Below are 2,899 nucleotides of genomic sequence, written 5' to 3'. Positions count from 1 at the left end.
GATCTGCTCCCCTACAACTGGGTAGATAGCCGCGCCGCCGCCAGCGCCGTCATCGATCAGGCCGCCTAACGCCTCCCAGTGGGAGTGTTTTAGCGCTTACCATCAGTCGGCTTCGCGTCCGCGCTTATTAAGAATGTCGGCGCGCTTGCCATGCTGATGCCCGCCGCGCTGCAGATGGCGAAGAAGAACGAGACTAGTCCGTCGGTCTATCTGATGCCGATGGCGTTCGCCTCGCTGCTAGGCGGCCTAATGACGTTGGTAGGCACCTCGCCCAATATCATTGTCAGCCGCGTACGCGAGGATATGACCGGCCAGCCGTTTGCTATGTTCGATTTTCTCCCGACCGGCTTCGGCCTGCTGGTCATTGCCTCATCTTTCTTCGCTTTGGCTATCGGCTTCTTCCCAGGAACAGGCGCGGCGTTCCAACATTAGGTGAGGCGCTCAATATCTCCGATTATGTGACCCAAGCAACCGTAACCGCGGGCTCACCCGCGATCGGCGAGACCATCGCCAGTTTCCAGGAGCGGCATGAGGAACAGGTCACGGTCACGAGCCTGCTGCGCGGCGACATGCGCGGCACGGTGCATCCCGAGGTCCATCTGGAGGAACATGACATCCTCATTGTCGCCGGCGAACCGGACGCGCTGGAGCGGGTGATCGCTCGCGACAAGCTGACCCTCGCTGGTGGTAAGAAGGATGACAATCACAGCAGCGACGAGGTCGGCGTGATCGAGGCGGTGGTAACGACCGACTCCGTCTTGATTGGCCGGACCGCAGGCAGGTTGCTGCTGCGTGAGCGCTTCGGCATCAACCTCATCGGGGTCGCGCGAGCGGGAGAAACCCTCACGCGGAAGCTGGGTCAGATCGTGTTGCGCGCCGGTGACGCACTGGTCCTGCAGGGATCGGTCGACCAGCTCCCGAGCCGGCTTCGTCAGCTCGGAGCCCTACCCCTGGCGCAGCGCTCAATCCGACTGGGCCTGTCGAAGCGCGGCTGGTTGCCTCTCGTCATTCTTGCGACCGCCATGGTGGCAACGGCGGCGGGCTTAGTCCCGGTGGCGGTGGCCTTCTTCGCAGCCGCCGGCCTCGTCGTCATTACAGGCGCACTGCCTGTGCGTGAAGCCTATGAAGCGGTTGAGTGGCCCATCCTCATCATGCTCGCCGCGCTGATCCCGATCAGCGAGACGCTGCAGACGACAGGAGCATCGGACGTTATCGCAAAACAGCTTGCAAGCGCCGCTACAGTGCTGCCGCCTTGGGGAGCGGTCGCGCTGATCCTGGTTACAGCGATGGCGGTGACGCCATTCCTCAACAATGCCGCCACCGTTCTGGTCATGGCGCCTATCGCGGCCGTCTTTGCCGATGATCTGGGCTATCGGCCCGAAGCCTTCCTGATCGCAACCGCGGTGGGGGCGGGCTGTGATTTTCTGACGCCGATCGGGCATCAGTGCAACACACTTGTCCTGGGACCGGGCGGCTACAAATTTAGTGATTATGCCCGCCTCGGCGCTCCTCTGTCGCTGCTTGTGCTAATCGTTGGTACACCTCTCATCCTGTGGTCTTGGCCCCTATAAAAAGTCAGGGCGGCGCGCTCGAGGCAACTTTGTGCGGTGCACAATGGTTAGGCGAGCATGACACAGCTAGATAGGGTACAAACTTGGACAGGAAGCCCCGCTGCTTCCTTGACCACCGCGATCAACACTAACAAAGGGTGGATTACGATTGGCGCGGGCGCCGCTGCGCTTGTCGGCACGGCTTGGTTCAATCATATGAACTCGAAACGCGTGGAGACGCAATGCCCGCCCACCGGCGAATTTATTGAAGTCGATGGCGTGCGGCTCCACTATGTTGATCGCGGCGTTGGTCCTCCCGTCGTCCTGCTTCACGGAAACGGCGTGATGCTGCAGGACTGGGAAGTCAGTGGGGTGCTTGGCATTGCCGCCGAGCATCACAGAGTGATTGCCTTCGATCGGCCGGGCTTTGGCTACAGCAGCCGTCCGCGATCGAGTGCCTGGACGCCCGCGGCGCAGGCAAATCTAATAGCTGCGGCGCTCAAGCAGATCGGTGTCGGCCCCGCCGTCGTCGTGGGTCACAGCTGGGGCACAATGGTCGCTCTAGCATTGGCCCTCGATAATGCGGATGTCAGTGCGGGTCTCGTGCTCTTGTCGGGATATTATTATGGTTCCGCTCGTCCTGACGTCTTGCCAGCGTCCGTACCTGCGGTGCCCTTGCTTGGTGACGTACTCGCCCGTACTGTTGCGCCCCTTGCGGGCCTCCTGATGGGGCCGTCGGCCCTGAAGGTAAGTTTTTCACCTGCGCCGGTGTCGGAAAAATTTGCCGATTTCCCCGTCGCAATGGCGCTTCGCCCGGGCCAAATTCGCGCGACTGCTGCCGACACCGCCATGATGATACCGGGGGCGATTGCTCTGAGCAGACGCTATGGCGAGTTAAACCTCCCCGTCATCATCATGGCCGGGGAAGGCGATCAAATTGCTCATGTTGACAAGCACGCCCGCAAACTGGTGAACGACATAGCAGGGGCGGAGCTGCGTATTATACCTGAACAGGGGCACCTCTTTCATTACGCGGTTCCAGAGCAAGTCGCCGCCGCCATAGAGGAAGTAGGCGAACGAGCGACGTGAGAATATCGACTCTCGAAGCCCGGTATGTGGATCCGGCCGAGAAAAAATATGCTCCGCATCGACCGTTTGAAAGCAAAAAATCGATCCTTAGGCATGGCCGGTACTGCCGCCTGCAGCAGCTTGTTAGTTATGATGTTTAGCATTTCAGCAGCTGGCGTAGTCTAGAGCAAAATCTGACCGGACTGAATCATTGGGATTCCCCTTCGCTCAGAAATGTGATTCACCATGTCAGCTGGACGAGGAGGCCAGCCTGGCATGAC

General features: G+C 60.3%; 3 protein-coding genes. All 3 read left to right on the top strand.

The genetic code is table 11. From position 1 onward, the window contains the following. The first annotated feature begins 150 nt into the window (after positions 1-150). Positions 151-432 (top strand): SLC13 family permease, encoded by a 282-nt coding sequence (locus ACFO3E_RS15810; RefSeq protein ID WP_380806050.1) that lies wholly within the window; start codon positions 151-153, stop codon positions 430-432. 26 nt (positions 433-458) lie between these two features. Continuing rightward, positions 459-1,571, top strand: coding sequence for an SLC13 family permease (locus tag ACFO3E_RS15805; protein ID WP_380806047.1), 1,113 nt, complete (start codon positions 459-461; stop codon positions 1,569-1,571). A 108-nt stretch (positions 1,572-1,679) separates the two neighbouring features. Then, positions 1,680-2,639 (top strand): alpha/beta fold hydrolase, encoded by a 960-nt coding sequence (locus ACFO3E_RS15800; RefSeq protein WP_380806044.1) that lies wholly within the window; start codon positions 1,680-1,682, stop codon positions 2,637-2,639. Positions 2,640-2,899 lie beyond the last annotated feature (260 nt).

Origin of the sequence: Sphingobium tyrosinilyticum (assembly GCF_042654265.1) — a bacterium.
GTDB lineage: Bacteria > Pseudomonadota > Alphaproteobacteria > Sphingomonadales > Sphingomonadaceae > Sphingobium > Sphingobium tyrosinilyticum.
Note: the sequence above shows the minus strand (reverse complement) of the source record. Positions and strands in the feature narration are given on the sequence as shown.